The organism is Falsiroseomonas sp. (assembly GCF_051860665.1).
In the GTDB taxonomy this organism is placed as follows: domain Bacteria; phylum Pseudomonadota; class Alphaproteobacteria; order Acetobacterales; family Acetobacteraceae; genus Falsiroseomonas.
Genome location: NZ_JBHYDM010000002.1, coordinates 329,378 through 354,089, shown reverse-complemented (window position 1 = coordinate 354,089; position 24,712 = coordinate 329,378). Strand labels below are relative to the sequence as shown.

Sequence of the window (24,712 nt, the reverse complement as noted above, 5' to 3'; positions counted from 1 at the left end):
GCAACGATTAATCTTTGGCAACTGCAGGTAGCATCAGACATTAATTTTCTCGGTATTGAAAGGCAAATACCGTCACGCTCGCGGGATGAGCCGCGGCGGGCCAAGCCCTTCCCCGCGAGGGTGCAGGCGCAGGGCGGAGAGGGAAGGGAGATCGCGCGGGAAGGCCCGCGGTTCAGCCGGCCGGCAGCAGCATATGGATGGCGGTGCCCTGGCCCGGGCGGCTCTCGGCCGCCAGCGCGCCCCCGGCGGCGCGCAGGAAGGCCGCGACCATGGCGAGGCCGAGGCCGGTGCCCCGGCCTTCCGGCTTGGTGGTGAAGAAGGGCTCGCCGAGCCGTGCCAGCGTCTCGGGCGACATGCCCAGCCCGCCATCGCGCACCGTGATGCGCAGGTAGTTGCCCGGCATCAGCTCCGGTGCCCCGGCCGGGTGCGGCGGGACGGAGAGGCGGTTGGCGAGGATCCGCACCTCGCCCCCCTGCGGCATGGCATCCCGCGCATTGGCGGCCAGGTTGATCAGCGCCGTCTCCAGCTCCGCCCGGTCGATCCCCGGCGCGCTGCGCAGCCCGCCCGGCACCTCGCAGCGCACACGGATGCCGGCGCCGAGCGTGGCATCCAGCAGCTCCGCCATCTCGCGCAGCGAGGCGGAGACATCCACCGGCTCGGCCATCGGCGCGGCCGGATTGCTGCGCCGCGTCGTCTCCAGCAGGCGGCGGGAGAGGGAGGTGGCGCGCTCCGCATGGCCGCCGAGCTGGCCGGCGAGGGCACGTACCCGCGCCGGATCCTCCGCATCCCGGGCCAGCAGCCGCGCCGCCGCGGCGACGGATTGCGTGATATTGCCGAAGTCATGCGCCAGCCCGCCCGCCAGCAGGCCGAGCGTCGCCTGGCGTTCGGAGGCACGCGCCCGCGCCTCCGCCAGCGCCCGGTTGCGCATCGCCCGTTCCGCCTGCCAGGTGGCGGCCAGCAGCAGCGCCATGCCGAGCGCCGCGCTGACCAGCGGTCCCAGCATCAGCCGCCGCCAGTCCCGCTGCAATGCGCCCAGCGACAGCCCATAGGCGATGCCGACATTGTGCCGCGTGAGCCGTCGGAAGGCGGTCAGCCGCGGCTCGCCATCGATCGGTGAGGGGCCGCGCAGCGTCTCCACCGGGCCGCGCCGCAGCGCCCGCAGCATCTCCCCCGCCGCGCGCGGCAGCGCCGCGCCCTCCGGCTCCGCCGGCGGCGGCACCGCGGCCAGAAGCGCGCCATCCAGGCGGAACAGCGTCACCGAATCCGCCGGCGTCTCCAGGATGGAGCGGTAGAAGGACTCGAAATTCACCGGCCAGAGCGAGGCGAGGATCGATCCGCCATCGCTCAGCCCATCCGACCGCTGGCGCGCCCGCACCATCGGGAAGACCGGCTTGCCCGAGGCCACGGCGCGCACCACCTGGCCGATGAAGGGCGCTTCCGGAATCGCGGCCCCGACGCGCATCGCCGCGACATAGTCCCGGTGCGCGACATCGTGCGGCGGGGTGCCGAAGGGCTGGGCGCTCGACATCACCAGCAGGCCGCGCGGGTCGATCAGGGCGACGCCGCCGGAATTCGGGTTCACCGCATCCAGCGCGCGCAGGAAGGCATAGAGCGCCGGCTGGCTGGCCACATCCTCCCAGGCCGTATCCTCCAGCCGCTGCTCGATGGCCGCGATGGTGAGTTCCTGCGCCTCGAAGGCGCGCAGCGCGTGTTCGTGCAGCATATCGGCCGCGCGCTGCACCCGGCCGCGCGCCGCCTGTTCCACCGTGTGGAAGGTGCTGATCCCGGCCGCCACCAGCGCCGCTAGCGGCAGCAGCACGGCGAAGGCGCGCAGCATCCACAGCACGCGCGGGTGCCGCGGCGGCGGGGCGGGCAGCGGTGTCACCACCGCCACGTTCCCGCGGCAGGTGTCCAGTCCAGGCAAGCCCGCCGGCAGGGAGGCCGGCCTGTGGGCCGGTGCCAGCGATACGTCATGCCAATAACCTACCCGGCCGCGGGGCCGCAGCGCCATCCGCTATTCTTCGCCAGCGCCTGCTGAGCATCGGCGCCCGCATGCTGGCGGTGCCGGGGGCGGCAGGCTAGACGGCGCGGGTGAACGCGCATCCGCCCGCCCGCCTGTCGGTCATCATCCCGGTCTTCCGCGAGGCCGCGAACGTCGCCCCCCTGGTTGCCCGGCTCGAGGCCGCGCTGGCCGGGCTGGACTGGGAGGCGGTCTTCGTCGACGACGACAGCCCCGATGGCACGGCGGCGGCCGCGCGCGCCATCGCGGCGGTGGATCCGCGCATCCGCTGCATCCGCCGGATCGGCCGGCGCGGCCTGGCCTCCGCCTGCATGGAGGGCTTCCTCTCCGTCTCCGCGCCCTTCGTCGCGGTGATGGATGGCGACCTGCAGCATGACGAGACCATCCTGCCGGCGCTGCTGGCGGCGGTGGAGGGCGGTGCCGATATCGCCATCGGCAGCCGCCACGTGGCGGGCGGCGCGGCGCAGGGCGGCTTTTCCGCCGCGCGCGGGGCGCTTTCGGATGGCGGGGCGAGGCTGGCGCGGCTGCTGCTGCCGGTGCCGGTGGCCGATCCGATGAGCGGCTTCTTCCTGCTGCGGCGGGACCTGGTGGAGGAAGTGGCGCCGAGGGTCGCCGGGCGCGGCTTCAAGATCCTGCTGGATATCCTGCTCTCGGCGCGCCGCAGGCTGAAGGTGGCGGAAGTGCCCTACAGCTTCCGCTCGCGCCTGGCCGGCGAGAGCAAGCTGGACGCCACGGTGCTGCTGGAATTCGCCGGGCTGCTGCTGGACAAGGCGACCGGCGGCGTGGTCCCGCTGCGCTTCCTGTCATTTGCCGCGGTCGGCGCGCTGGGCTTGCTGGTGCATATGGCGGCGCTGGCGCTGCTGGTCGGGCCGCTCGGCTTCCAGGCGGCGCAATGGGGCGCCACCTTCGTGGCGATGACCGCCAATTTCGTGCTGAACAACCGCATCACCTATCGCGATGCGCGGCTGCGCGGCGCGGCGCTGTGGCGGGGGCTCGCCATCTTCTACCTGGTCTGCGGCATCGGCGCCGCGGCCAATGTCGGCATCGCCGGGCTGCTGGTGCGGGATGGCGTGCTGGCCTGGGGCATGGCGGGGGCGGCGGGGGCGCTGATCACCGTGGTCTGGAACTACGCCGTGTCCTCCACCCTGGTCTGGCGCGCCAGATGACGGCGCTCTGGCTGCTGCTGGCGGTCACGGCGCTGCGGCTGCTGGTCGCCGGCTTCGTGCCGCTGGCGCCGGACGAGGCCTATTACTGGGTCTGGTCGCGCACGCTGCAGGGCGGCTACCTGGATCATCCGCCGATGGTCGCCTGGTTCATACGCGCCGGCACGCTGCTGGCCGGCGAGACCGCCTTCGGCATCCGGCTGGTCGGGCCGGTTTCCATCGCCGTGGCCTCCCTCCTGCTGGCGCGGACCGCCGATGCGATGTTTCCGGACCGGCGGCCAGGGCTTTGGGCGGCGGCGCTGTTCAATGCGACGCTGCTGGTCGGCGTCGGCGGCATCCTGGTCACGCCCGACCTGCCGCTGCTGGTCTTCTGGACCGCCGCGCTCTGGGCCCTGGCGCGGCTGCATGCGACGCAGGATGGGCGCTGGTGGCTGGCCTTCGGGCTGCTCGCGGGCCTGGCGCTCTTCTCCAAATACACGGCGGTGCTGCTGGGCGCGGGCGTGGTGCTGTGGCTGATCGCCTGCCGCGACGCCTGGCGCTGGTGGCGGGACTGGCGGCTCTATGCCGGCGGCGCGCTGGCGGGGCTGGTCTTCCTGCCGGTGGTGCTGTGGAACGCCCGCAACGGCTGGGCCTCCTTCGCCAAGCAGGGCGGCCGCGCCGGCACGGACGAGGCCGGCTTCACGCTGCGCTACCTGGGCGAGCTGCTGGGCGGCCAGATCGGCCTCGCCACGCCCCTGGTCTTCTGCCTGTGCGTCGTCGGCGTCGCCGTGGCGGCGCGGCGCTGGGCGCGCGGCGATGCGGCGGCGGGGCTGCTGGCGGCGCTGGTGCTGCCGGGCGCGGGGCTGTTCTTGTGGCAGGCGACGGGCAGCCGGGTGCAGGGCAACTGGCCCGCCATCCTCTACCCCGCCGCCTGCATCGCCGCGGCGGCCTTCCTGCCCGCCCGGCTGGCGCGGTTGCAGCGTCCGGCGGTGGCGCTGGGCTTCGTCCTCGCCCTGGCTGTCTATGTCCAGGCCGCCTTCGCGCCCCTGCCGCTCGGCCGCCGCCAGGACCCGACCCTGGCGCGCCTTGGCGGCTGGCCGGAACTGGCCCAGGCGGTGGAGGCCGAACGCCGGCGCATCGGCGCCGGATTCGTCGCGGCGGAGGAATACGGCCTGGCCTCGGAACTCGCTTTGCACCTGCCGCCCGGCATTCCGGTGGTGGCGCTCAATCCCCGATGGGCGCTTTTTAACCTGCCGCGCCCCGTCCCCGGCGTAACCGGCCTGCTGGTGCAGAGCGAAAGACGGGACAGCGCACCCGACTGGCCCGGAGCCGAGCCCATCGCGCGCGCAGACGGACCCCTGCTGCGGGCCCGGCGGGGGATCGAGGCGGAGCGCTACCGCGCCTTCCGGATCGAGACGCGGCCGGATCTGCCACCCACCGCGATCCTGCCGCGTCCTTGACGAAACGGGGCCGCGACCGAAGCTTTGAAGCGCAAAGGCGGAGACCACCATGCTGATCAAGCGACCGCGCGGCTGGGAAATCCCCGAAAGCCAGGCGACCCCGGAACACCTGGTGCTGAACCGCCGCGCCCTGATGGCCGCCGCCGGCGCCGGCGCCATGCTCGCGCCCAGCGTCGCCAAGGCGCAGTTCTGGCGCCGCAGCGAACCCGCCGACCCCTGGACCCGCCTGCCGGCCGAGCTGCCCGACCTGCCGCCGGCCATGCGCAACACCCGCTACCCGGCCGATCGCGCCCTCTCGCCCGAGCGCGACGCCGTCACCTTCAACAATTTCTACGAGTTCGGCAGCGACAAGGGCATCTGGAGCACGGCGCTGCGCATGCCGATGCGGCCCTGGACCATCAAGGTGGATGGCATGGTCGAAAGCCCCGGCGAATTCGACGTGGACGACCTGATCCGCAGGGTGGGGCTGGAGGAGCGCGTCTACCGCCTGCGCTGCGTCGAGGCCTGGGGCATGACCGTGCCCTGGACCGGCTTCCAGCTGTCGAAGCTGCTCGACATCGCGAAGCCGCTGGGCTCGGCGAAGTTCGTGCGCTTCGAGACGGCCCAGAAGCCCGAGGTGATGACCGGCCTGCGCCAGTCCTGGTATCCCTGGCCGCATATCGAGGGCTGCACCATCGAGGAAGCAGCCAACGAGCTGACCTTCATGCCCGTGGGCCTGTTCGGCCGCCCGCTGCCGCCGCAGAATGGCGGGCCCTTCCGCGTGGTCTTTCCGTGGAAATATGGCTTCAAGTCCGGCAAGTCGATCGCGCGCATCACCCTGACGGACCAGCGCCCGGTCTCCTTCTGGGAGACGCTGCAGGCCAGCGAATACGGCTTCTGGGCCAATGTGAATCCGCAGGTGCCGCATCCCCGCTGGTCCCAGGCGACGGAGCGGCTGATCGGCAGCAACGAGCGCGTGCCGACCAGGCTGTTCAACGGCTATGGCGATTTCGTCGCCGGGCTCTACACCAATTTGCAGAATGAAAGGCTCTGGGCCTGAGGACCCTCGGCCTGCTGCTGCTGGCCGGCGCCGCGGCGCTGGCCGGCTGGCATGGAAGCGCGCCGCTCGGCGCCGTGATCTTCCGCATCTGGCCGGAATTCCTGAACACGCTGCAGGCCGGCGTGCAGCGGCGCATCCTGCCCGAGCTCTGGGACTGGGTCTTCCTGCCGGTGCTGGAGGCGCCCTCCTGGGTGGTGCCGGCGGTGCTGGGCGCGGTGCTGCTGGCGGGGCTGGCGCGGCGGCGGGGATAGCGGTCAGTCGATCGCCGGCAGCCAGAGGGCGGCGGTGGTGCCGCGGCCCGGCTCGCTGTCGATCCGCAGCATGCCGCCCGCCCGCTCGCAGAAGCCGCGCACGGTGGCCAGGCCCAGGCCGGTGCCGATGCCCTGCGGCTTGGTGGTGAAGAAGGGCTCGCCGATGCGGGCCAGGATTTCCACCGGCATGCCGTCGCCGCTGTCGCTGACCGCCGTCACCACGTAGCGGCCGGGGGCCAGGCCATCGGCCGCGGGCGCTTCCGTCACCTCCTCCAGCCAGGCGGCGAGTACCACCGTGCCGCCGCGCGGCATGGCATCCCGCGCATTGGCGGCCAGGTTCACCACCGCCGCCTCGAAGCCCGCGCGGTCGCCGCGCACGGCGGGCAGGGCCTCCGGCAGCGTGGCCTTGATGCGCCAGCCGCTGCCCAGCGTGCGGTTCAGCAGCTCCGCCAGGCTGTGCAGCGCCGGCAGCATCTCGAGCCGGGATTCGCCCGGGGCCTCGCCGCCGCGGGCGAAGGCGAGCATGGCCTCGGCCAGCTTGCCGCCGCGATCGGCGGTCTGGGCCAGCAGCCCGGCGCAGTGACGGATCTCGGCCGGGTCCTCCGCCCGCTGGTCGATCAGCCGGGCGCCGCTGCGCACCGCCTGGACCAGGTTCTTCACGTCATGCGCCAGGCCGGCCGCCAGCAGGCCGATGGACGCGGCCCGGCTGGCGCCGGCGAGGCGGGATTCCGCTGTCATCCGCCGCTCCGCCGCATCCTGCTGCCGCCGGGCGCCGCGCGCGGCGAAGCCGGTCAGCGCCAGCAGCAGCGCGGTGGCGCCCAGGCCGCTGGCCAGCGGCGCCAGCATGCGCCGGCGCCAATCGGACCAGATCGCGGCGTGGTCGCGGCCATGCAGCACCGCCACGGGCCAGTCGCCCAATTGGCGCGCGAGGAAGAGCCGCGGCACGCCATCCAGCGCCGAATTCACCAGCAGGGGGGCGGCGCCGGGCGGGCGGGCCAGGCTGGCCGCCAGCTGTGCCGCCACCTGTGGATTGGGGCCGGTCGCCGCACCCTGGGGCAGCGGGGGATGGCGGGCCAGCACCGCGCCATCCAGCCGGATCAGCGCCAGCACGTCGCGCGCTTCCTCCGCCACCGAGGCATAGAAGGCGGCCAGCGGTTCCGGGCTGAAGGCGGTGATGAGGACGCCCCGCCCGCTCGTCTCGCCAGGCCGTGGCGCCGCCTGGCGGGCAATGCCGAAGGCGGGCCAGCCGGTCGGCCGCGCCTCCAGCACCTCGCCCACCGTCTGGGTCGCGCCCTGGCGCAGCGCGGCCAGGTAGGGGCGGTCCGAGAGGTCGATGGGGCGGGCGGGAAATTCGGTGGAGACCGCGACCAGCCGATGCGCGTCATCCGCCACCGCCACGGCGCGCACCAGCGGCGCCCCGGCCGCGACGAGATCCCGCAGCAGCCCGTGCAGTGCCGCGTCCTGGCGCAGCTCCTCCCACTCCCGGTCGGCGATGGCGCGGGCGACGGCGACCAGGATCGCCTCCTGCATGCCGAAGGCGCGCAGCGCGTGCTGGCGCAGCATCTCGACGCTGCGCTCCAGCTGGCCGCGCAGATCCGCCTGGATGTCGCGCCAGGCCACCAGCCCGCTGCCCGCCACGCCGAGCGAGGGCAGCAGGATGGCCGCGCACCACAGCAGGGCGAAGCCGCGCGGGCGGCGATGCCTGCGCGGGGCGATCGGCCCGGCGTGATCCTGGGTCAGGGCTATCCGCATCCATCGGCAAACTGGCACCGCGGCCCGGCCGGGCCACTGCACAATCGCGATAGTTGCAGGGCCTATCCCGCCGGCGGGATGCGCTGCCGGGCCAGGGCGATCACGCGCAGCGCCTCCGGCCACAGCGCATAGGGGCCGAGCGCATCGAGCCGGGCCCAGGCGACCTCGGAGACATCCCCGCCGGCCCGCGCGGTGCCGGCGTGCCAGCGGCCCGCATAGTCGATGATGGTATAGTGGAAGCGCGGGCCGCGCCCGGCCGCGCCCGGGGTGATGGCATCGACCACCGCCAGCAGCTCCAGCGGCCCGGCCTCGACGCCGGTCTCCTCCAGCAATTCGCGGCGGGCGCAGGCCTCCGCTGTCTCGCCCAGGCGCTGGCCGCCGCCGGGCAGGGACCATTCGCCCAGGCGCGGCGGGCGGCCGCGGCGGATCAGCAGCACCTCCTCCCCGCGCAGCAGCACCACGCCGATGCCGACCCAGGGGCGGGTCGGATACTCGCGTGGATTTTCGCTCATTGCGGCGCGGCGGCGGCCGGCGGGTCGGGGGTCTCGCTCGGCGTCAGCGTGGCCGGGGCCTCGCTGCCGGGGGCGGCCGGGGCGCTGGCCTCCTGCTTCCGCAGATCCGTGAGCCGCGGCACGAAGGACTTCTCCTTCCACTGGCCGAGCTGATAGGCCCAGCCGCGCCAGCGCGCGTTCAGCCGCGCCGCCTCGTCATCGCCCTCCGCCGCCAGCGTCGCCCAGAGCGTCTCGCCGTCCTTATGTGCCGTGACCGTAATGCGCAGGTTGTCGGTGAGCTCGAAGCGGCCCTCGCCAAGCCGCTCGCCGGGAATTTCGGCGGCACGCCGGACGTCCAGAAATGTCAGGAATTCGAAGCCGCGCGCCACCTCGTCCAGGCTGATCTCGTCCAGCTCCGGCGTGGTGGTCGGCTCCAGCACCGCCAGCGGCGCGTCGGTATCGGCGCCGCGGCGCAGGATCAGCGGCGGCTCGCCCTGGCGCATGACGGTCACGCCCCGCACCCGGTCGCGCGGGATATTGGCCAGGTCGCGGTCGATCCAGAGGTTCGGGTCGGAATCCAGGGGCAGCCGGCCTTCCGCCAGCCAGGCCTGGGTCTCGGCGGGGCGGCGGACATAGACCGATTCCGGCACATTGCCCTGCACCCGCACGCGGCGGCGGCCCACCACCAGCTCCGCCACCGGCGCGCCCTGCGCATCCAGCACCCGGAGGAGGGAGGAGGTGGCGGCGGGCCGCGTAGGATCGTCGAGGCCCAGCCGGTCCAGCATCTCGGGGTTCGCGGTGCGCGGCTCCGTCAGGCGCAGCTCGGTCAGCCCCACCAGCAATTCGCGCACCCGCTCCGGCCGCACCGGGTAGTCCGCCTTGGCGGGCAGCACCCAGGACTCGCCGGCGCGGCGGACCAGCAGGGTGCCGTCATGGCGCTTCACCTCGATGGAAGCGGCATTGGCCAGGCGCGGCGCCAGGCCCGGAAAGGCGAGGTCGCTGGCCGAGGCCGGCGGCGGGCTGGCGCGGTCCGGCGTCAGCAGGATGGCGGCGCCCACGGCGGCGGCGGCCGTGCCGCCGAGGGCGAGGAGGGTGCGGCGCCTCATGCCCGTGCCCCCGCGCGGCGTCGGCTGCGCATCACGCCGAGTCCGATGGCAAACAGGGTCAGCAGCGCCGGGACCAGGGCGATATTGACCAGCCGCAGCCAGGTCTCCAGCCGCTCGATGTCCCGCCGCAGCTCCAGCTGAACCTGGCGCAGCTGGCCGCGGGTGCGGACGATCTCGGCCCGCGCCGCGTCGATCTCGGCGCGCTGTTCCGGGGTGATGACGGCATTGGCCTGGCCCTGGCCACCGCCCTGGCGCAGCTCGCGCAGGCGGCGTTCCGTGGCTTCCAGGCGCTCCGTCAGACCGCGCTCGGTCTGGCGGAACTGCGCCTCGGCGTCGCGGCGGATGTCGTCCACGAGCGCGAAGGGGCGGAGCGATTCGCCGCGGGAGCGCAGCGAGACCAGCGCCTCGCCGCCGGCCATGCTGTCGGCCAGGTTGATGACGAAGGCGCCGTTGTCGCTGATCGGGGTTGCCACCTGCTGGCCGAAGAAGTCCTGGGTGCGGACCCAGAAGCGATCCTCCAGGATATCGGCATCGTTGCCGACGATGAGGTTGGCCGGGCCTTCCGTGCTGGCGCGATGCGCCGGGAAATCGGCCGGGCGTTCGGCGCCTTCGGGCGGCGCCGGGGGGGCCGGGAAGGCGCTGGTCAGGGGGCCACGGATGCGGGCCACGATGGTGCGGCTCGTGTCATCCGGGCGGAAATCCGCCAGCAGGCGCGCCGGGCTTGGGTCCGTGCGCACGGCGGCGGCATCGACCAGCATGGAGCGCGTGCTGCTGGTGACCAGCGGGGTGAATTCCACATTCGACCCCTCGCGCCGCCGCACCTCGCCGGCGGAGGCGACGGTGACCTGCTGCAGCTCGGCGGTCGCGACCTCGGTGCGGTTCAGCCCCTCGGTCGGCACATTGTACCAGGCGAGGTAGTCCACCGCCTGCACCCGGTCGCGCGGATCGGCCCGCACGCGCCAGGCGCCGCGCAGGTCCAGCACCACCTTGTCGGACGGCGCCTCGACGCCCCAGGCATTGAGCAGCCGCGACAGGGAGGAGGAGGTATCGGTCGCCGGCCGCTGGCCCGGGGAGGGGCGGGAGGCCTGGCTTTCGCTATGCGGATCCGTGAGCGCGATCAGCCGCCCGCCGCGCATCACGAACTGGTCGATGGCATAGAGCGTGGCCTCCGACAGGTTCTGGGCATGCGCCACCAGCAGCACCTGCACATCGGGCTCGATCACCTGCGCGTCGATCGCCACGTCGCGCACCGTGTAGAAGTTGCGCAGCTGGTTCATCACCACGAAGGGCTGACCCACGCCCGGCTGGCGCATCATCATCGCGCGCGGATCGCCATTCAGCGGCAGGGAGGAGATGACGCCGAGCACCGGTCGCGCGGGATTCGACAGCTCCCAGACCATCCGCGTCAGGTCGTATTCGAGAAAACGCTCCCGATCCGGCTGGAAGAAGGGAATGGTCCGCTCGTCGTCCAGCAGGTTCACGCCGGCCAGGCCGAAATAGACCTGCTCGCCGGATTGATCGACCGGCACGCCCTGGATGCCGAGCGCCATGGCGCGGTCCTCGGTCTCCGAGAAGGGCTCGGGGTCGTAGAATTCCAGGCGCACCTTGCCGCCGGAGACGGCCGCATATTCCTCCAGCATCGCGCGGACCCGCTCGGCATAGGCGCCATAGAGCGGGATCGCGGCGCCGAGGCGGCGGGAATAGAAGACGCGGAAGGTGACCGGGTCGGCCAGGCCCTGCAGCACCTGACGGGTGCCGTCGGAGAGCGTGTAGAGGCGGTTCTGCGTCAGGTCGATGCGGGCGCGGGACAGCAGGCGGTCCGCCAGCATGTTCACGCCGACCAGCAGCACGGCGGCCAGCCCCAGGGCCAGAAGGGCGGAGAAGCCGCGCTTGCCCTGGACCTTGGCGGGGGGAAGGGTGGTGGTGCTCATGAGGCTCAATCCGCCTTCCGCTGGTCGATCGCGATGGTGTTCGCGAAGAGGAAGAAGGCCATGAAGGAGGCGAAGAACACGACATCCCGCGCCGAGATCACGCCGCGGGTGAAGCCGCCGAGACGCTCCGTGATGCTGATGCTGCGCGCGATATCGGCCAGTTGTGGCAGGCGCTGCGACAGGAACTCCGTCACCACGGGGCTGCCAGCCGCGGTCAGGAAGAAGCAGGCTGCGACGGCGAGGACGAAGGCGATGACCTGGTTCTTCGTCAATGCGGAGATCGCCGCACCCACCGCCAGGAAGGCGCCGGCCACCATCAGGCAGCCGAGATAGCCCGTCAGGATCACGCCGTTATCGGGGTTGCCGAGCAGGTTTACCGTGATGACCAGCGGGAAGGTGAGCGCCAGGGCGATGGCGCAGAAGGCCCAGGCCGCCAGGAATTTGCCGACCACCGCCTCCCACTGCGCCAGCGGCAGGGTCAGCAGCAGCTCGATGGTGCCGAGGCGGCGTTCCTCGGCCCACAAGCGCATGGTCAGCGCCGGCACCAGGAACAGGAACAGCCAGGGCACGAAGGTGAAGAAGGGCTGCAGGTCGGCTTGGCCGCGGGCGAAAAAGTTGCCCAGGGTGAAGGTCAGCGCGCCGGCCATCACCAGGAAGATGACGATGAAGACATAGGCCACGGGCGTGGCGAAATAGCCCGCCAGCTCGCGGCGGAAGACGGTGACCATGCCACCCATCACGCGGCCTCCGATTCAGGCAAGGTGAGCGCGCGGAAGACGGCATCCATGCTGGGGCCCTTGGCGGCGAGTTCCGCCGGCGTCGCATCCGCCACCACGCGGCCGCGCGCGATGACCACGGCGCGGGTGCAGACGGCGGCCACTTCCTCCAGGATATGGGTCGAAATCACGATGGCCTTGGTCGGCGCCATGGAGAGGATCAGGTTGCGGACCTCGTGCTTCTGGTTGGGATCGAGGCCGTCCGTCGGCTCGTCCAGCACCAGCACGGCGGGGTCGTGCAGCAGCGCCGCCGCCAGCCCCACCCGCCGCTTGAAGCCTTTTGACAATGTCTCGACCGGCTGCAGGCGGACGCCTTCGAGCTGGGTCAGCGACATGGCATGGTCGACGCGGTCGCGCAGCGCGGACCCATGAAACCCGCGGGCGCGGCCGCAGAACTGCAAGAAGCCGGTGACCGTCATCTCGGGATAGGTCGGCGCGCCTTCGGGCAGGAAGCCCAGGTGGCGCTTCGCCGGCACGGGGCGGTCCACCACATCCTCGCCGCAGATGCGGGCGGTGCCGGAGGTGGGCGTCATGAAGCCGGCCAGCATCCGCATGGTGGTGGACTTGCCCGCGCCATTCGGGCCGAGGAAGCCCAGCACCTCGCCGCGGGCGACGGAAAACGTCACATCATCCACGGCCGTGAAGGCCCCGAAGCGTTTGGTCAGCCGCTCGATCTCGATCAGCGCGGTCAATGCCGACACCCCCCGGTTTTACTCAGCGCGGCGATTAAGGAGGCGGGGGGAGGGATGCAAGCCCCCCGGCCGCGCGCGTTACCGCCGGATTCATGAGATCGGGCTAATCCCTGGCGGGATCGATACCAAGGACCCCCCGCTCCATGACCATTCTGCGCCATTCGGTCGTCAGGCTCCTGGGTGTCCTCTTCGCCGTGCCGCTGCTGGCCCTGCTGGCCATGGCGGGGGTCCAGCTGCAACAGAGCCTGGCAGGCCTGGCCGTCGCGCAGGATTCGCGCAGCGTGGCGGAGCTGGATCGCCTGATCTTCGCCCTGGCCCAGGCCCAGCGCAGCCCCACCTCCGTCATCCAGACCGCGATGCTGACGGAGGACAATCCGAAGCCTCACATCGAGGCGATGCTGCGGGAGGTGGATGCCACCACGCGCCGGACGCTGGAGGCGGTGGCCCGCCAGGCCGACCCCGCTTTGGCCGCGCCGCTGCGGGCGCTGCAGGGGGCGCTGGCCAAGGTCGGCACGCTGATGCCGGCGCTCGACCCGCTCTACGCCCGCCCGCGTGCCGAGCGCGACCTGCGGAGCCTCGCCCCGCTGTCCCAGGCGCAGCGCGATGTCGGCGATGCGGTGAACGATCTTGGCCAGGTGGTCAGCGCCCGCATGCGCATGACCAGCCCGCTGGCCGCGGAGCTGGTGATGCTGCGCCAGCAGGCCTGGGAATGGCGCTCCGGCTTCGGCCAGCAATGCTCCCTTCTGCGCGCCTCCATCGCCACCTCCGCCCCGCTGGGGGCGGAGACCCAGGCCGATTGGGCGCGGGTCCGCCAGGCTGCCACCTCGGGCCGCGAGACGCTGGAAGCGCTTCTGGCCCGCGACGGCGCCAGCCCGGCGCTGCGCCAGGCGCTGGCGACGGCCACCGGGCAGGTGGACCAGGCCAATGCCGCGATCCGCGATGCCGTCGCCCGCCTCGATGGCAGCAACCGCCCGCTGATGCCCGCGGCCGAATGGACCCGGATGTGCAATGCGCCTTTCGGCGCCATCGTGGCCATCGGCACCGCCGCCCTGGATGCGGCGGTGGAGAATGCCGAGGCGTCGGAGGATGCGGCCTGGCGCGGCCTCGTCGTCGCCGCCACCATCCTGGCCCTGACGCTCGCGCTGAGCCTGGTCGCCACCGTGGTGCTGCTGCGCCGGCTGGCGCGGCCGGTGGGGGCGCTGAACCTCGCCGTCGGCCGGCTGGTTGCCGGCGACCTCGCCACCCCGGTGCCGCTGCCGCGCCAGCCAGATGAGCTGCGCAGCATGGCCGAGGCGCTGGAGGCGCTGCGCGAGGGCGCGGCGCGGGCCGAGGCGCTGCGCGCCGAGCGCGCCGTCCAGCAGCAGGCGCAGCTGGAGCGGGCCGAGAGCGTGGCGACGCTCTGCCGCGGCTTCGAGGCCGGGGTCGCCGGCGCGCTGGAGAATCTCGGCGGTGCCGGCGCGCGGCTCCAGGGGGCGGCGGGCCAGATGCGGGAACAGGCCGGGCGCACCGGCCAGCAGGCGACCAGCGCCGCCAGCAGCGCCGAGATGGCAATGGGCAGCGTGAACACCGTGGCCGCCGCCACGGAACAGCTCGGTGCCTCGATCCGCGAGATCACGGCCCGGGTCCAGGGCTCCGCGCAGGAAGCCCGGCAGGTGAGCGCCGAGGCGGAGCGGACGGAAGGCGTGGTGCAGAACCTGGCGAATGCCGCCGACCGGATCGGCGAGGTGGTGGGGTTGATCCGCCGCATCGCCGGGCAGACCAATCTGCTGGCGCTGAATGCGACGATCGAGGCGGCGCGGGCGGGCGAGGCCGGCAAGGGATTTGCTGTGGTGGCCTCCGAGGTGAAGAACCTGGCGGTGGAGACCGCGAAGGCGACGGACGGCATCGCCACCCTGGTGCAGGAGATCGGCGCCGCGACCCAGGCCGCGGTGGAGGCCACGCGCTCCATCGCCCAGGGCATCACGGGCATCGACGGCTCCGCCACCGCCATCGCCGCGGCGGTGGAGCAGCAGAGCGCGGCGACGCAGGAAATCGCCCGCAGCGTGGCGATGGCCGCGACCAGCACGCAGGAGGTGACCGGCACCATCAGCCTGGTGGCGAATGACAGCCAGATGACCGGCATCGCGGCCGACACAGTCTTCACGGCGGTGCAGGAGGTGGATGGGGTGGCGAAGACGCTGCGGGTGCAGGTGGAACGTTTTCTCGACGAGGTCCGCGCGGCCTGAGGCTGTTCTATCCCGCGTCCAGGGTGGCCAGGGTCGTGTCGTGCCCGAACAGCGCCAGCAGCCCGAGAGCGGCCTGGCCGCGCGGCGTGGCGAGCTCCGGGTCCCGGTGCAGCAGCACGGCCGCGTCCTGGTGCGCGAGGTGGGTGAGGCGGGCGATCTCCTCCGCCTCCTCCTTCGGGTCCAGCAGGCGGGCACCCGGCAGGCCGGATTGCCGCGCGCCCAGCGCCTCGCCGCCGCCGCGCGTGAAAAGGTCCTCCTCGGCGATGCGGAAACCATCCTCGGTGTCGCGCAGCACCAGCAGGCGGCGCTTCTCGGCCTCGCCCAGGGCGGGGGAGTGGACCAGCAGGCAGGAGGAAGGTTTCGCGCCGCGCCCCACCCGGCCGCGCAGCTGGTGCAGGGCGGCGAGGCCAAAACGTTCTGCCTGCTCGATCAGCATGATGGTGGCGTCCGGCACGTCGACGCCCACCTCGATGACGGTGGTGGCCACCAGAAGCTGGGTGCGGCCCGCGGCGAAATCGGCCAGCGCGGCTTCGCGCACCGCCAGCTCCTGCACCCCATGCGCCATGCCGACCTTGCCGGGGAAGCGCGCGGCGAGCTCCGCAAAACGGTCCTCGGCGGCGACCGAATCGTCACGCTCCCCGCCAGTGATGGCGCGCACCACCCAATAGGCCCGCTCGCCGCGCGCCAGCGCCTCGCCGAGGCGGTCGATCACCTCCGGCAGCCGGTCCTGGCTGACGATGCGCGTCGCGATGGGCTGGCGGCCGGCGGGTTTGCCCTCCAACCGGGAGACCGCCATTTCGCCCCATTGCGTCAGCAGCAGGGTGCGGGGGATGGGGGTGGCGGTCATCACCAGCATGTCCGCGTCCTGGCCCTTCCGGGCCAGCATCAGCCGCTGGCCGATGCCGAAGCGGTGCTGCTCATCCACCACCGAAAGGCCGAGGTCGCGGAAGACCACCGCCTCCTGGAACAGGGCATGGGTGCCGACCACCACCTGCACCATCCCATCCGCGAGCCCGCGCAGCACCCGCTTGCGCGCCGCGCCCTTCACGCTGCCGGTCAGCAGCTCCACCTGCACCCCCGCGGGGATGCAGAGCTTTTCCAGTGTCCGCAGGTGCTGGCGGGCCAGCAGCTCGGTGGGCGCCATCAGCGCGGCCTGGGCGCCGGATTCGACCGCCTGGAGCATGGCGAGCACCGCGACCAGCGTCTTGCCGGAGCCGACATCACCCTGCACCAGGCGCAGCATGCGGCGGGGGCTGGCCATGTCGGCCGAGATTTCCGCCAGGGCCTGGGCCTGGCCGGGGGTGGGCAGGTGGCCGAAGGCGGCCAGCGCCCTTTCGGCCAGCGCCCCGGTGCCGGGCATCGCCCGCCCGGCGCGCTCCCGCTGCCGCCGCCGCACCAGCGCCACCGCCACCTGGTGGGCGAGCAGCTCGTCATAGGCCAGGCGCCGGCGCGGCAAGGCGGGCAGGGGGCCGGTGGGCCTTTGCAGGCCGCGGATGGCGGCGGCGAAGCCCGGCCAGGCCTCCTGCGCCACCAGGGGCGGGTCGGCCCATTCGCGAAAATCGGGCAGCCGGGCCAGGGCCTGCTCCATGGCGGCGGCGATGCGCTTCGGTGTCAGGCCGCGCACCATGGGCCAGACCGGCTCCACCAGCGGCAGGCCGGATTCCTGCTCGGCCACCGCCGGGTTCATCATGGCGAAGCCGTTCGAACCCTCCGTCTGCACCCGGCCCGCCAGGTAGCGGGTCTCGCCCACCGGCAGCAGCTTCATGATCCAGGGCAGGCGCCCGTTCATGAAGCGCAGCACCAGCGGCCGCCCACCCGACTCGGCGCGGACCTCGACAAAGGGGCGAAAACTGCGGCCGGAGCGCGCCGCGCGATGCGACAGCGCCACCACCTCCAGCACGCAATCCTGGTCCAGCGGCGCCTCCGCCGGGGTCGCGGCGCGGCGGCGGATCACCACCCGCTCCGGCAGATGCAGCAGCAGGTCGAGGACGCGCTCGCCGCCCGCGGCCTCCGCCAGCAGCGCCGCGAGGGTCTTCCCAACCCCCGGCAGCCCGGCCAGCGGCGCCAGCAGCGGCGTCACATCCACCGGCGCGTCCGGCGCAATCTGGGGGCCGCGTGCTGACAGGATTCCCATGGGCCTCTATATGATGCTGCGCGTGCTACCCCGAATTCGCCGAGAGCCTCAAGCTGACCGATCCCGCCCCCGACCTTTCCCCCCGCCGCCGTCGCCTGAATTTCCGGGCCTGGCACCGTGGCACCAAGGAGACCGACCTGATGGTCGGCGCCTTCGTCGCGCGCCACATCGCGACCTTCACGGAAGCGGAGCTGGACGAGCTGGAACAGATCCTGGAACTGCCGGATGTGGACCTGGCCGACTGGCTGATGCAGCGCCGGCCCATCCCGGCCGAGGTGGCGGGCCCGCTGCTGGCCCGCATGCTGGTCGAGTGCAATGAATCCGGCGCCGGGCTGCCGCCGCACCTGCGATGAACATCCTGACCGTCCACGGCGCGCCCGAAGGTTTTGATGCGCTGCTGCTGGCCCGCCGCCGCGCCGAATCCACCGGCCCCGTGCTGCATGTCTGCCGCGACGATGCCCGCATGGCACGGATGGCGGAGGCGCTGGCCTTCTTCGCCCCGCATGTGGAGGTGCTGCGCTTCCCGGCCTGGGACTGCCTGCCCTATGACCGCGTCTCCCCCAACCCCGAGATCGTCTCGGAACGCGTCGCGACGCTGACCCGGCTGGCCGAGCCCCCCCAGGCGCCGCGCATCCTGCTGACCACCATCAACGCCCTGGTCCAGAAGGTGCCGCCCCGCGCCGCCTTCCAGGGCGCCACCCTGGCGCTGAAGCGCGGCGGCCGGGTGAAGCCGGAGAAGCTGACCGAGTTCCTGGAAGCCAATGGCTACCACCGCACCGGCTCCGTCATGGAGCATGGCGAATATGCGGTGCGCGGCGGCATCGTGGATCTTTTTCCGTCCGGCCAGAGCGAGCCCGTCCGCCTCGATTTCTTTGGCGACGAGATCGACGATCTGTCCCGGTTCGACACCGCGAGCCAAAGGCGTGGCGAGAAGGTCGATGGGCTGACGCTGCGGCCGGTGGGGGAAGTGTTTCTCGACCCAGCCTCGATCAGCCGCTTCCGCTCCGGCTACCGCGAGCTGTTCGGCGCCGCGGCGGGCGAGGATCCCCTCTACGTCAGCGTCTCCGCCGGCCGGCGGCATCCGGGCATGGAGCACTGGGCCGGGCTGTTCCATGACCACATGGAAACGCTGATCGACCATATGGGGGAGGGGGTCTCCGTCTCCCTCGACCACCAGACGGAGGATGCGCTGGCGGCCCGTCTGGAAATGGTGGTGGACCATTACGAGGCGCGGCGCATGCCGGCGCGGGAGGGGGAGGTGCCCTATCGCCCCGCCCCGCCGGACCGCCTCTATATCGACCATGACGGCTGGATCGAGATGCTGGAGGAGGCGCGGGTCTTCGCCTTCTCGCCCTTCGACCAGCCGGACCATGCGCCGGGCATCGACGCCGGCGGGCGGCTCGGCCGCATGTTCAACGATGTCCGCGCCGAGGGCCGCAACGTTTTCCAGGCCTACGGCGAACACGCGGCGGCGCTGGCCAAGCGCAACCTGCGGCCGGTGCTGGCGGCCTGGACGCGGGGCTCGCGCGAGCGGCTCGGCAATCTGCTGCGCGAGAACAATGTCCCCGCCGAGCCGGTCGAGCATTTCCTCGATGTCCAGAAGCTGAAGCTCGGCACGGTGGCGCTGGCCATCGTCGGCATCGAGCGTGGCTTCGTCGCACCCTCCGACAAGCACAGCGACGGCCTGGCGCTGGTCTGCGAGCAGGACCTGCTGGGCGAGCGCATCGCCCGCCCGCCGCGCCGTCGCAAGCGCGCCGACCAGTTCATCGCCGATGCGACAGAGATCGCGCAGGGCGACCTGGTGGTGCACCAGGACCACGGCATCGGCCGCTATGACGGGCTGGAGACGATCCGTATCAGCGAGGCGCCGCATGAATGCCTGCGGCTGATCTATGACGGCGGCGACAAGCTTTTCCTGCCCGTCGAGAACATCGAAGTCCTCTCTCGCTTCGGCTCCGATGCCGCCGGCGTTGCCTTGGACAAGCTGGGCGGTTCCACCTGGCAGGCCCGAAAAGCCAAGGCGAAGAATCGCATCCAGGAAATGGCGGCGGCGCTGATCCGCATCGCCGCCGAACGCCAGACCCGCGACGCCCCCGCCGCCATCCCGCCCGAAGGCGCCTGGGACGAGTTCTGCGCGCGCTTCCCCTTCGCCGAGACGGAGGACCAGCAGCGCGCGATCGCCGATGTGCTGGAGGATCTGGCCGCCGGCCGGCCGATGGATCGCCTGATCTGCGGCGATGTCGGCTTCGGCAAGACGGAGGTGGCGCTGCGCGCCGCCTTCGCGGTGGCCATGTCCGGCAACCAGGTGGCCGTCGTGGTGCCGACCACGCTGCTGGCGCGCCAGCATTTCCGCATCTTCTCGACGCGCTTCGAGGGGCTCCCGATCAAGGTCGCGCAGCTGTCGCGCATGGTGAATGCGAAGGACGCGCAGGCGGTGCGCGATGGGGTGAAGGACGGCAGCATCAATATCGTCGTCGGCACCCATGCGCTGCTGGCGAAGTCGATCGAATTCGCGGACCTCGGCCTCGTCATCGTCGATGAGGAACAGCACTTCGGCGTCGCCCACAAGGAACGCCTGAAGCAGTTCAAGGCCGATGTGCATGTGCTGACGCTGACCGCCACGCCCATTCCGCGCACCCTGCAACTGGCGCTGACCGGCGTGCGGGAGATGAGCGTGATCGCGACGCCGCCGGTCGATCGGCTGGCCGTCCGCACCTTCATCACGCCCTGGGACAGCGTCGTGATCCGCGAGGCGATCCTGCGTGAGCGGTTCCGCGGCGGCCAGGTCTTCTGTGTCTGCCCGCGGCTGGAGGATCTGCCGCGGCTGCGGGAGCGGCTGACGGAAATCGTTCCCGAGGCGCGCATCGTGGAGGCGCATGGGCGGCTGGCGCCGACCGAGCTCGAACGGGTGATGACCGAGTTCGGCGACCAGAAATACGACATCCTGCTGTCCACCAATATCGTGGAAAGCGGCCTCGACATGCCGGCGGTGAACACGCTGATCATCCACCGCGCGGACATGTTCGGGCTCGCCGGCCTCTATCAGCTGCGCGGGCGCGTCGGGCGCGGCAAGCTGCGCGGCTATGCCTATCTCACCTGGCCGCAGACGCACCGGCTTTCCGCGGCCGCCGAGAAGCGGCTGGAGGTGATGCAGACGCTGGACAATCTCGGCGCCGGCTTCACGCTGGCCAGCCACGACCTCGATATCCGCGGCGCCGGCAACCTGCTGGGCGACGAGCAGTCCGGCCATATCCGCGAGGTGGGCATCGAGCTCTACCAGCAGATGCTGGAGGATGCGGTCCAGAACCTGAAGTCCGGCGCGCGGGACGAGGAGGCGCGGGAGGATCGGGACTGGACGCCGCAGATCAACCTCGGCCTGCCGGTGATGCTGCCCGAGGCCTATGTGCGCGACCTGCCCGTCCGCCTCGGCCTCTATCGCCGCATCGGATCCCTGCAGAGCGAGGCGGAGATCGAGGCCATGGCGGCGGAGCTCGCCGACCGCTTCGGCAAGCTGCCGGCGGAGGCGGAGACGCTGCTGCAGGTGGTCTGGCTGAAGGCGCTTTGCCGCCAGGTGGGGGTGGAGAAGCTGGATGTCGGGCCCAAGGGCATCGTGCTGGCGTTCCGGGGCAACCGCTTCCCGAATCCGCCCGGGCTGATCGAATGGGCCACCCAGCAGCAGGGCTTTGCCAAGCTGCGGCCGGACCAGAAGCTCGCCTGGGCGCAGGAGATGCCCTACGAATCCCGCATCCGCACCGCGCGGGAATTGCTGGGCACCCTGGCCGAGGTGGCGCAGGGAAGGGTGCCCAAGGCTGCGAACCCGCCGCCGAAGCCGCAGGCCCCGCCGCCCGCCAAGCCCGCCGCCAAGGGCGCGCCCGCCTTCAAGAAGACCGTCTTCCGCGCCGGCAATGTGCCACCGGCGCCGAAGGGCGCCTCGACCAAGCCGATTCCCTTTCCGGGGCGGTGGAAGCGGTAAAGCATTTTCAAGCCTTGAGGCTTCGCAAGGCGACTCGGAAAATGCGCAAAGACTTCAGCTAGGCCTCAGCCCTCCACCACCGCCACGTCCAGCAGCCGCTCGATCACCTCCGGCTCCTGGGCGCCCGCGATGGCATGCCGCCCCTGCACCACGAAGCAGGGCACGCCATTGATGCCGAGGCGATGGGCGCGGAGATTGTCCGCATGCACCGCCTCCGACTCCGCCGTGCCGGAGAGCAGCCGGCGGGTGGCGGCGGGATCCATGCCGAGGCTGGCGGCGATGCCGACCAGCACCGCCAGCCCCCCGATATCCTGGCCCTCGCAGAAATAGGCCTGGAACAGCGCATCCACGGCATCCGCCGCGACCCCGTGCCGGTCCGCCAGCCTTACCAGGCGATGCGCATCGAGGGAGGGCGGGATGCGGCGGATGCGGTCGAACTGGAAGCCCAGGCCCTCGCCGCGGCCGAGCTCCGCAATCGTGGCATGCAGCCGGCGGGCCCGGTCCTCGCCGCCGAATTTGCGGATCACGTAGTCCTGCCGCGGCACGCCGCCGGGCGCGATATCCGGGTTCAGCAGGAAGGGCCGCCAGGCGATATCCGCGGCGATATCCGGCCGCGCCCGCAGCGTCCGCCGCAGCCGGCGCGTGCCGAGGAAACACCAGGGACAGACGAGGTCGTAGACGACCTCGATCTGCAGGCGGGCGCGCGGTGGGGCGAGGATGTTCACGGGCGGATGATAGCACCGCCCGGGGGCGGGAGTCAGGCGGCCGCGTGCAGGGGCGGGCCGGAGGGGCGGGCGGCCGTCATCATCACTTCCGCCAGCAGGCCATAGGCCGTGGTCCAGGCCTCCCGCACCTCCGCGGTGAAGCCCGCGCCCAGCGCGCCCTCCAGCGTCTCGATCAGGGCGCGGCCGACGGTCGCGTAATGCGCCTCCTGCACGCCGTAGCCGGCATGGCGGGCGCCCATCGCCGCCACCACGGGCAGCAGCTGGTCGGGCACCTTCAGATTGGCGACGACGAAGCCCAGCGCCTGCATCAGCTTGCGGCCCTGGGCCACGATATCCGTATTCCGGAACAGCGGCCGCAGGCTGGGGTCCAGCTCGAAAAGGCGCGCGTAGAAGCCGGCCGCCGCGGCCTCGGCCTGCGGGGCGACGAGGCGGAAGCTGCGTTCGATATGGTCGATCTGTCGGGGTGTCATGGAACTGCTCCGGTTGCGGGCGCAGCTATCCCAGGGTCTTGTTGCCGCCGGATATCTCCGGATTTCGGTCCTGCTGCGATGCAGCGAAACGCGCCTGAAACAGGCAGAGCAGCGGGGTCACCCCCAGCTCCATCATCAGCGCCGCGGCCATCGGCCAGCCGGGCCAGCCCTGCAGCGGCAGGGCCGCCGCCCGCCCGAGCCCGCCCAGCACCACGATCGCGGTCAGCAGGCGGAAGCGCGCCGTGCGGTGGGGCAAGGCGGGGATGGTGCTCCAGAAGCCCAGCCCGATTCCGAGCAGCAGGCCGGAAAGGTAGCGGAAGTGGCTATCCGCGGCCGCATCCGCCGCGCCGGGCAGGTTGCCCGCCCCCACAAAGCCCGCCTCTACAAAGCCTGGCCCCAGCAAAACCCCGCCCAGGCCGGCGCCGACCGGCACGCAGCCGCCCAGCGCCACGGCGAGGCGCATTGCCAATAGTCCGGGCGGGGTCGCGGCGGTGGCTACCAGCGCAGCAGCGGATCGTAGGGCTTGACCTGCGAAGGCGGGTCAAGCGCCGCGCTGACCACGTCGCCAAGACCGAGCGCCAGCGCCACCAGGCCAAAGACCGCCGCCGCCAGGGCTGCGGTGCGGATCAGGCGCTTACGGCGGATCTGCAAGGGGGTCGGCTGCATGGGCGGAACCTAGGCCCGCGCCGCGGCGGCGTCTACTCAAGGTTGCGACGGCGGATCGAGGACTCGCGCGCGACGCCCGGCGCCATCTCGTAACGATCGGAGTTGCGTCGCCCAGCGTGAATCGTAGGCAATCCGCCATCTTGGGCCATGCGGGCGGCGCGGGAGATATTAACGAAATCGTACCGAATCCAGCCTTGCGGGATTCGCAACGGTCCATGCGCCGAATTGGCATGCTGCGAGAAGGTCCGAAGGCGTGCCCGACTCGTTTCACATTCGCGTGAATCGACGGCGCGCCACGGCGGCTAAAGCTCGCCCAGCGCCTGCGTCGTCGCATCCCGCGTCGCGACCAGCGCGGCCAGCATGGCGCCGGCCTGCTTCACCGCCGCGGGCTCGCTGGCGTCGAGATCCGCGACCTGCTCCTCGGCATGGCCCACGCCGGCGGTCAGCTGCTCGTGCAGCTCATCCAGCCTTTCCCGGATCTCCAGCGCATCCGCCTCCGGCGCCGCGCGCCACTCGCCGGCGATCAGCGCGACCTCCCGCGCCATGCGGCCGGGGGCGACGCCCTTGCCGGCGAGCGCCAGCAGCCGGGTAATCGCGGCATCGACCGGCCGCACCGGTCGCTGCTTGCGTGCAGCCATGATCTTGAACCTCTCCGGCACCCATGAAGGACTCGCAGCGTATCATATTCTGGTTTTGTTCCAAAGAGCCTGCTGGATCAGCCGGGTGGCAGGCTGTGCCGGTCGAAAAAATCCAGCATGGCGCGGGAGGCATCGGGGCCGCGCGGATCGGTATAGCTGCCCGCCGGGTCGCCGCCCGACCAGGCATGGCCGCCGCCATGCACCAGCCACTGCTCCAGCAGCACCTGCCCGGCGCCGTCGCGATGGCAGGTCCGGGTGAAGCCATGGCCGCCCGGCACCGCGCCGCGCAGGGACTCGGCGCGCAGCCCGGCGGCGCCGGCGCGTGCCATCACCTGGTCGCCATTCACCGGATGCACGGTCTGGTCCTGGTCGGCATGGAAGACGATCGTCGGCCGCCCTGGCCCGGCGGCGGCGGCAGGGCTGCCGCCCTGGCGCATGGCCGCGAAGGCGGAGGGCACATCCCGCGCCGCGCCACAGGCGAGGCCGGAATGCACGCCGACCGCGGCAAACAGCTCCGGGTAGCTCTCCCCCATGATCGCCGCGGCCGCCCCGCCGGCGGAGAGGCCGGCGACATGCACCCGCCGCGGATCCACCGCATGCCCGCGCATCACCTGCCGCACCATGCCGGCGATGAGGCCCGGCTCGCCGTGGTCCCGTCGCTGGTCGGCCGGCTTGAACCAGTTCCAGCAGCGCTGCGCATTGGCCGCGCCCGATTGCTCGGGATAGAGCACGAGGCGCGGCGCGGCCTCGGCCAGCGCATTCATCCGCGTGCCGGTGGCGAAGTCCTCCGGCGTCTGGGTGCAGCCATGCAGCATGACCAGCAGCGGCACCGGCCCGGCCGGAAGGCTGGCCGGAATGTACAGCCGCCAGCCCCGCTCCCCGGCCGCGGCGCTGAAGCCGCCGCGCAGGAAGCGCGCGCCGGCCGGCATGGGCGGCGGCGCCGGGCGCGGGCGGCCCGGAGCCTGGAAGCCGCCTGGGCGCCCGGCACGGCCGGGCGGCGCGGCGGCGCCGGTCTCGGGGTCCACCTCGAAGATCCGGCCGGGCGGGGCAGGGCGGTCCGCGGCGGGCGCGGGGCGGGCGGGCGGCGCCTCCTTCCCGCCTCCCGCCAGGCTGCGCTGCAGCAGGGCGGTGGCTTCGCTCAGGCGGCCCTGGCGGGTCAGCCGCGCGGCCTCGGCGAGGCCGGGCGGGAGGCCGGATGGGGTGATACGGAACATGGGCGGG

General features: G+C 72.3%; 21 protein-coding genes. 7 read left to right on the top strand and 14 right to left on the bottom strand.

The genetic code is table 11. The features are described 5' to 3' along the window. Positions 1–172 precede the first annotated feature (172 nt). The gene (locus ACTIF1_RS03400; protein ID WP_439594959.1) at positions 173–1,885 is read right to left on the bottom strand and encodes an ATP-binding protein; all 1,713 of its coding nucleotides are present in this window, start codon (positions 1,883–1,885) and stop codon (positions 173–175) included. A 206-nt stretch (positions 1,886–2,091) separates the two neighbouring features. On the opposite strand from ACTIF1_RS03400, the gene ACTIF1_RS03395 reads away from it, so the two are divergent. The 4 genes from ACTIF1_RS03395 (at position 2,092) to ACTIF1_RS03380 (ending at position 5,912) form a co-directional block, all read left to right on the top strand. Further along, positions 2,092–3,186, top strand: a complete 1,095-nt coding sequence (locus tag ACTIF1_RS03395) for a glycosyltransferase (protein ID WP_439594958.1) — start codon at positions 2,092–2,094, stop codon at positions 3,184–3,186. Further along, on the top strand, positions 3,183–4,622 hold the full coding sequence (locus tag ACTIF1_RS03390) for an ArnT family glycosyltransferase (protein WP_439594957.1): 1,440 nt from the start codon (positions 3,183–3,185) through the stop codon (positions 4,620–4,622). The genes ACTIF1_RS03395 and ACTIF1_RS03390 overlap by 4 nt, the downstream gene beginning before the upstream one ends. A 49-nt stretch (positions 4,623–4,671) precedes the next feature. Continuing rightward, positions 4,672–5,661: a protein-methionine-sulfoxide reductase catalytic subunit MsrP gene (gene msrP / locus ACTIF1_RS03385; protein ID WP_439594956.1), complete on the top strand. Its 990-nt coding sequence runs from the start codon at positions 4,672–4,674 to the stop codon at positions 5,659–5,661. 74 nt (positions 5,662–5,735) lie between these two features. Beyond that, positions 5,736–5,912: a hypothetical protein gene (locus ACTIF1_RS03380; RefSeq protein ID WP_439594955.1), complete on the top strand. Its 177-nt coding sequence runs from the start codon at positions 5,736–5,738 to the stop codon at positions 5,910–5,912. A gap of 3 nt (positions 5,913–5,915) precedes the next feature. On the opposite strand, the gene ACTIF1_RS03375 is transcribed toward ACTIF1_RS03380, so the two are convergent. The 6 genes from ACTIF1_RS03375 to ACTIF1_RS03350 form a co-directional block, all read right to left on the bottom strand. Further along, positions 5,916–7,664 (bottom strand): ATP-binding protein, encoded by a 1,749-nt coding sequence (locus ACTIF1_RS03375; RefSeq protein WP_439594954.1) that lies wholly within the window; start codon positions 7,662–7,664, stop codon positions 5,916–5,918. Between the two features lie 62 nt (positions 7,665–7,726). After that, positions 7,727–8,176, bottom strand: coding sequence for an NUDIX hydrolase (locus ACTIF1_RS03370; protein ID WP_439594953.1), 450 nt, complete (start codon positions 8,174–8,176; stop codon positions 7,727–7,729). Beyond that, a complete protein-coding gene (locus tag ACTIF1_RS03365) occupies positions 8,173–9,261 on the bottom strand; it encodes a DUF4340 domain-containing protein (protein WP_439594952.1) in 1,089 nt (362 codons plus the stop codon). Before ACTIF1_RS03365 ends, ACTIF1_RS03370 begins: the two co-directional genes overlap by 4 nt. Further along, entirely contained in the window at positions 9,258–11,192 is a 1,935-nt protein-coding gene (locus ACTIF1_RS03360; protein WP_439594951.1) for a Gldg family protein, read from the bottom strand. Before ACTIF1_RS03360 ends, ACTIF1_RS03365 begins: the two co-directional genes overlap by 4 nt. Before the next feature lie 5 nt (positions 11,193–11,197). Next, positions 11,198–11,929 carry an ABC transporter permease subunit gene (locus ACTIF1_RS03355; RefSeq protein ID WP_439594950.1) on the bottom strand — a complete coding sequence of 244 codons (732 nt, stop codon included), beginning with the start codon at positions 11,927–11,929 and terminating at the stop codon, positions 11,198–11,200. Then, positions 11,929–12,669: an ABC transporter ATP-binding protein gene (locus ACTIF1_RS03350; protein ID WP_439594949.1), complete on the bottom strand. Its 741-nt coding sequence runs from the start codon at positions 12,667–12,669 to the stop codon at positions 11,929–11,931. The genes ACTIF1_RS03355 and ACTIF1_RS03350 overlap by 1 nt, the downstream gene beginning before the upstream one ends. Positions 12,670–12,803: 134 nt before the next feature. Between ACTIF1_RS03350 and ACTIF1_RS03345 the strand changes: the two genes are divergently transcribed. Then, positions 12,804–14,885 (top strand): methyl-accepting chemotaxis protein, encoded by a 2,082-nt coding sequence (locus ACTIF1_RS03345; RefSeq protein WP_439594948.1) that lies wholly within the window; start codon positions 12,804–12,806, stop codon positions 14,883–14,885. A gap of 7 nt (positions 14,886–14,892) precedes the next feature. Here the strand turns inward: ACTIF1_RS03345 and recG are convergent, their stop codons facing one another. Beyond that, positions 14,893–17,019, bottom strand: a complete 2,127-nt coding sequence (gene recG / locus ACTIF1_RS03340) for an ATP-dependent DNA helicase RecG (RefSeq protein ID WP_439594947.1) — start codon at positions 17,017–17,019, stop codon at positions 14,893–14,895. 53 nt (positions 17,020–17,072) lie between these two features. Here recG and ACTIF1_RS03335 point away from each other — a divergent pair, with 53 nt between their 5' ends. Both ACTIF1_RS03335 and mfd read left to right on the top strand, forming a co-directional pair. Further along, the gene (locus tag ACTIF1_RS03335; RefSeq protein ID WP_439594983.1) at positions 17,073–17,372 is read left to right on the top strand and encodes a succinate dehydrogenase assembly factor 2; all 300 of its coding nucleotides are present in this window, start codon (positions 17,073–17,075) and stop codon (positions 17,370–17,372) included. Then, positions 17,369–20,992 carry a transcription-repair coupling factor gene (mfd, locus tag ACTIF1_RS03330; RefSeq protein ID WP_439594946.1) on the top strand — a complete coding sequence of 1,208 codons (3,624 nt, stop codon included), beginning with the start codon at positions 17,369–17,371 and terminating at the stop codon, positions 20,990–20,992. The genes ACTIF1_RS03335 and mfd overlap by 4 nt, the downstream gene beginning before the upstream one ends. Before the next feature lie 65 nt (positions 20,993–21,057). Here the strand turns inward: mfd and ACTIF1_RS03325 are convergent, their stop codons facing one another. The 6 genes from ACTIF1_RS03325 to ACTIF1_RS03300 form a co-directional block, all read right to left on the bottom strand. Further along, the gene (locus ACTIF1_RS03325; RefSeq protein ID WP_439594945.1) at positions 21,058–21,717 is read right to left on the bottom strand and encodes a DsbA family oxidoreductase; all 660 of its coding nucleotides are present in this window, start codon (positions 21,715–21,717) and stop codon (positions 21,058–21,060) included. A gap of 32 nt (positions 21,718–21,749) precedes the next feature. Beyond that, a complete protein-coding gene (locus ACTIF1_RS03320) occupies positions 21,750–22,187 on the bottom strand; it encodes a globin family protein (RefSeq protein WP_439594944.1) in 438 nt (145 codons plus the stop codon). A gap of 25 nt (positions 22,188–22,212) precedes the next feature. Next, entirely contained in the window at positions 22,213–22,650 is a 438-nt protein-coding gene (locus tag ACTIF1_RS03315; RefSeq protein ID WP_439594943.1) for a DUF4345 domain-containing protein, read from the bottom strand. A 32-nt stretch (positions 22,651–22,682) separates the two neighbouring features. After that, on the bottom strand, positions 22,683–22,853 hold the full coding sequence (locus ACTIF1_RS03310) for a hypothetical protein (RefSeq protein WP_439594942.1): 171 nt from the start codon (positions 22,851–22,853) through the stop codon (positions 22,683–22,685). A gap of 302 nt (positions 22,854–23,155) precedes the next feature. After that, positions 23,156–23,491 (bottom strand): hypothetical protein, encoded by a 336-nt coding sequence (locus tag ACTIF1_RS03305; RefSeq protein ID WP_439594941.1) that lies wholly within the window; start codon positions 23,489–23,491, stop codon positions 23,156–23,158. Positions 23,492–23,568: 77 nt separating this feature from the next. After that, on the bottom strand, positions 23,569–24,705 hold the full coding sequence (locus tag ACTIF1_RS03300) for an extracellular catalytic domain type 1 short-chain-length polyhydroxyalkanoate depolymerase (RefSeq protein ID WP_439594940.1): 1,137 nt from the start codon (positions 24,703–24,705) through the stop codon (positions 23,569–23,571). Positions 24,706–24,712: the final 7 nt, after the last annotated feature.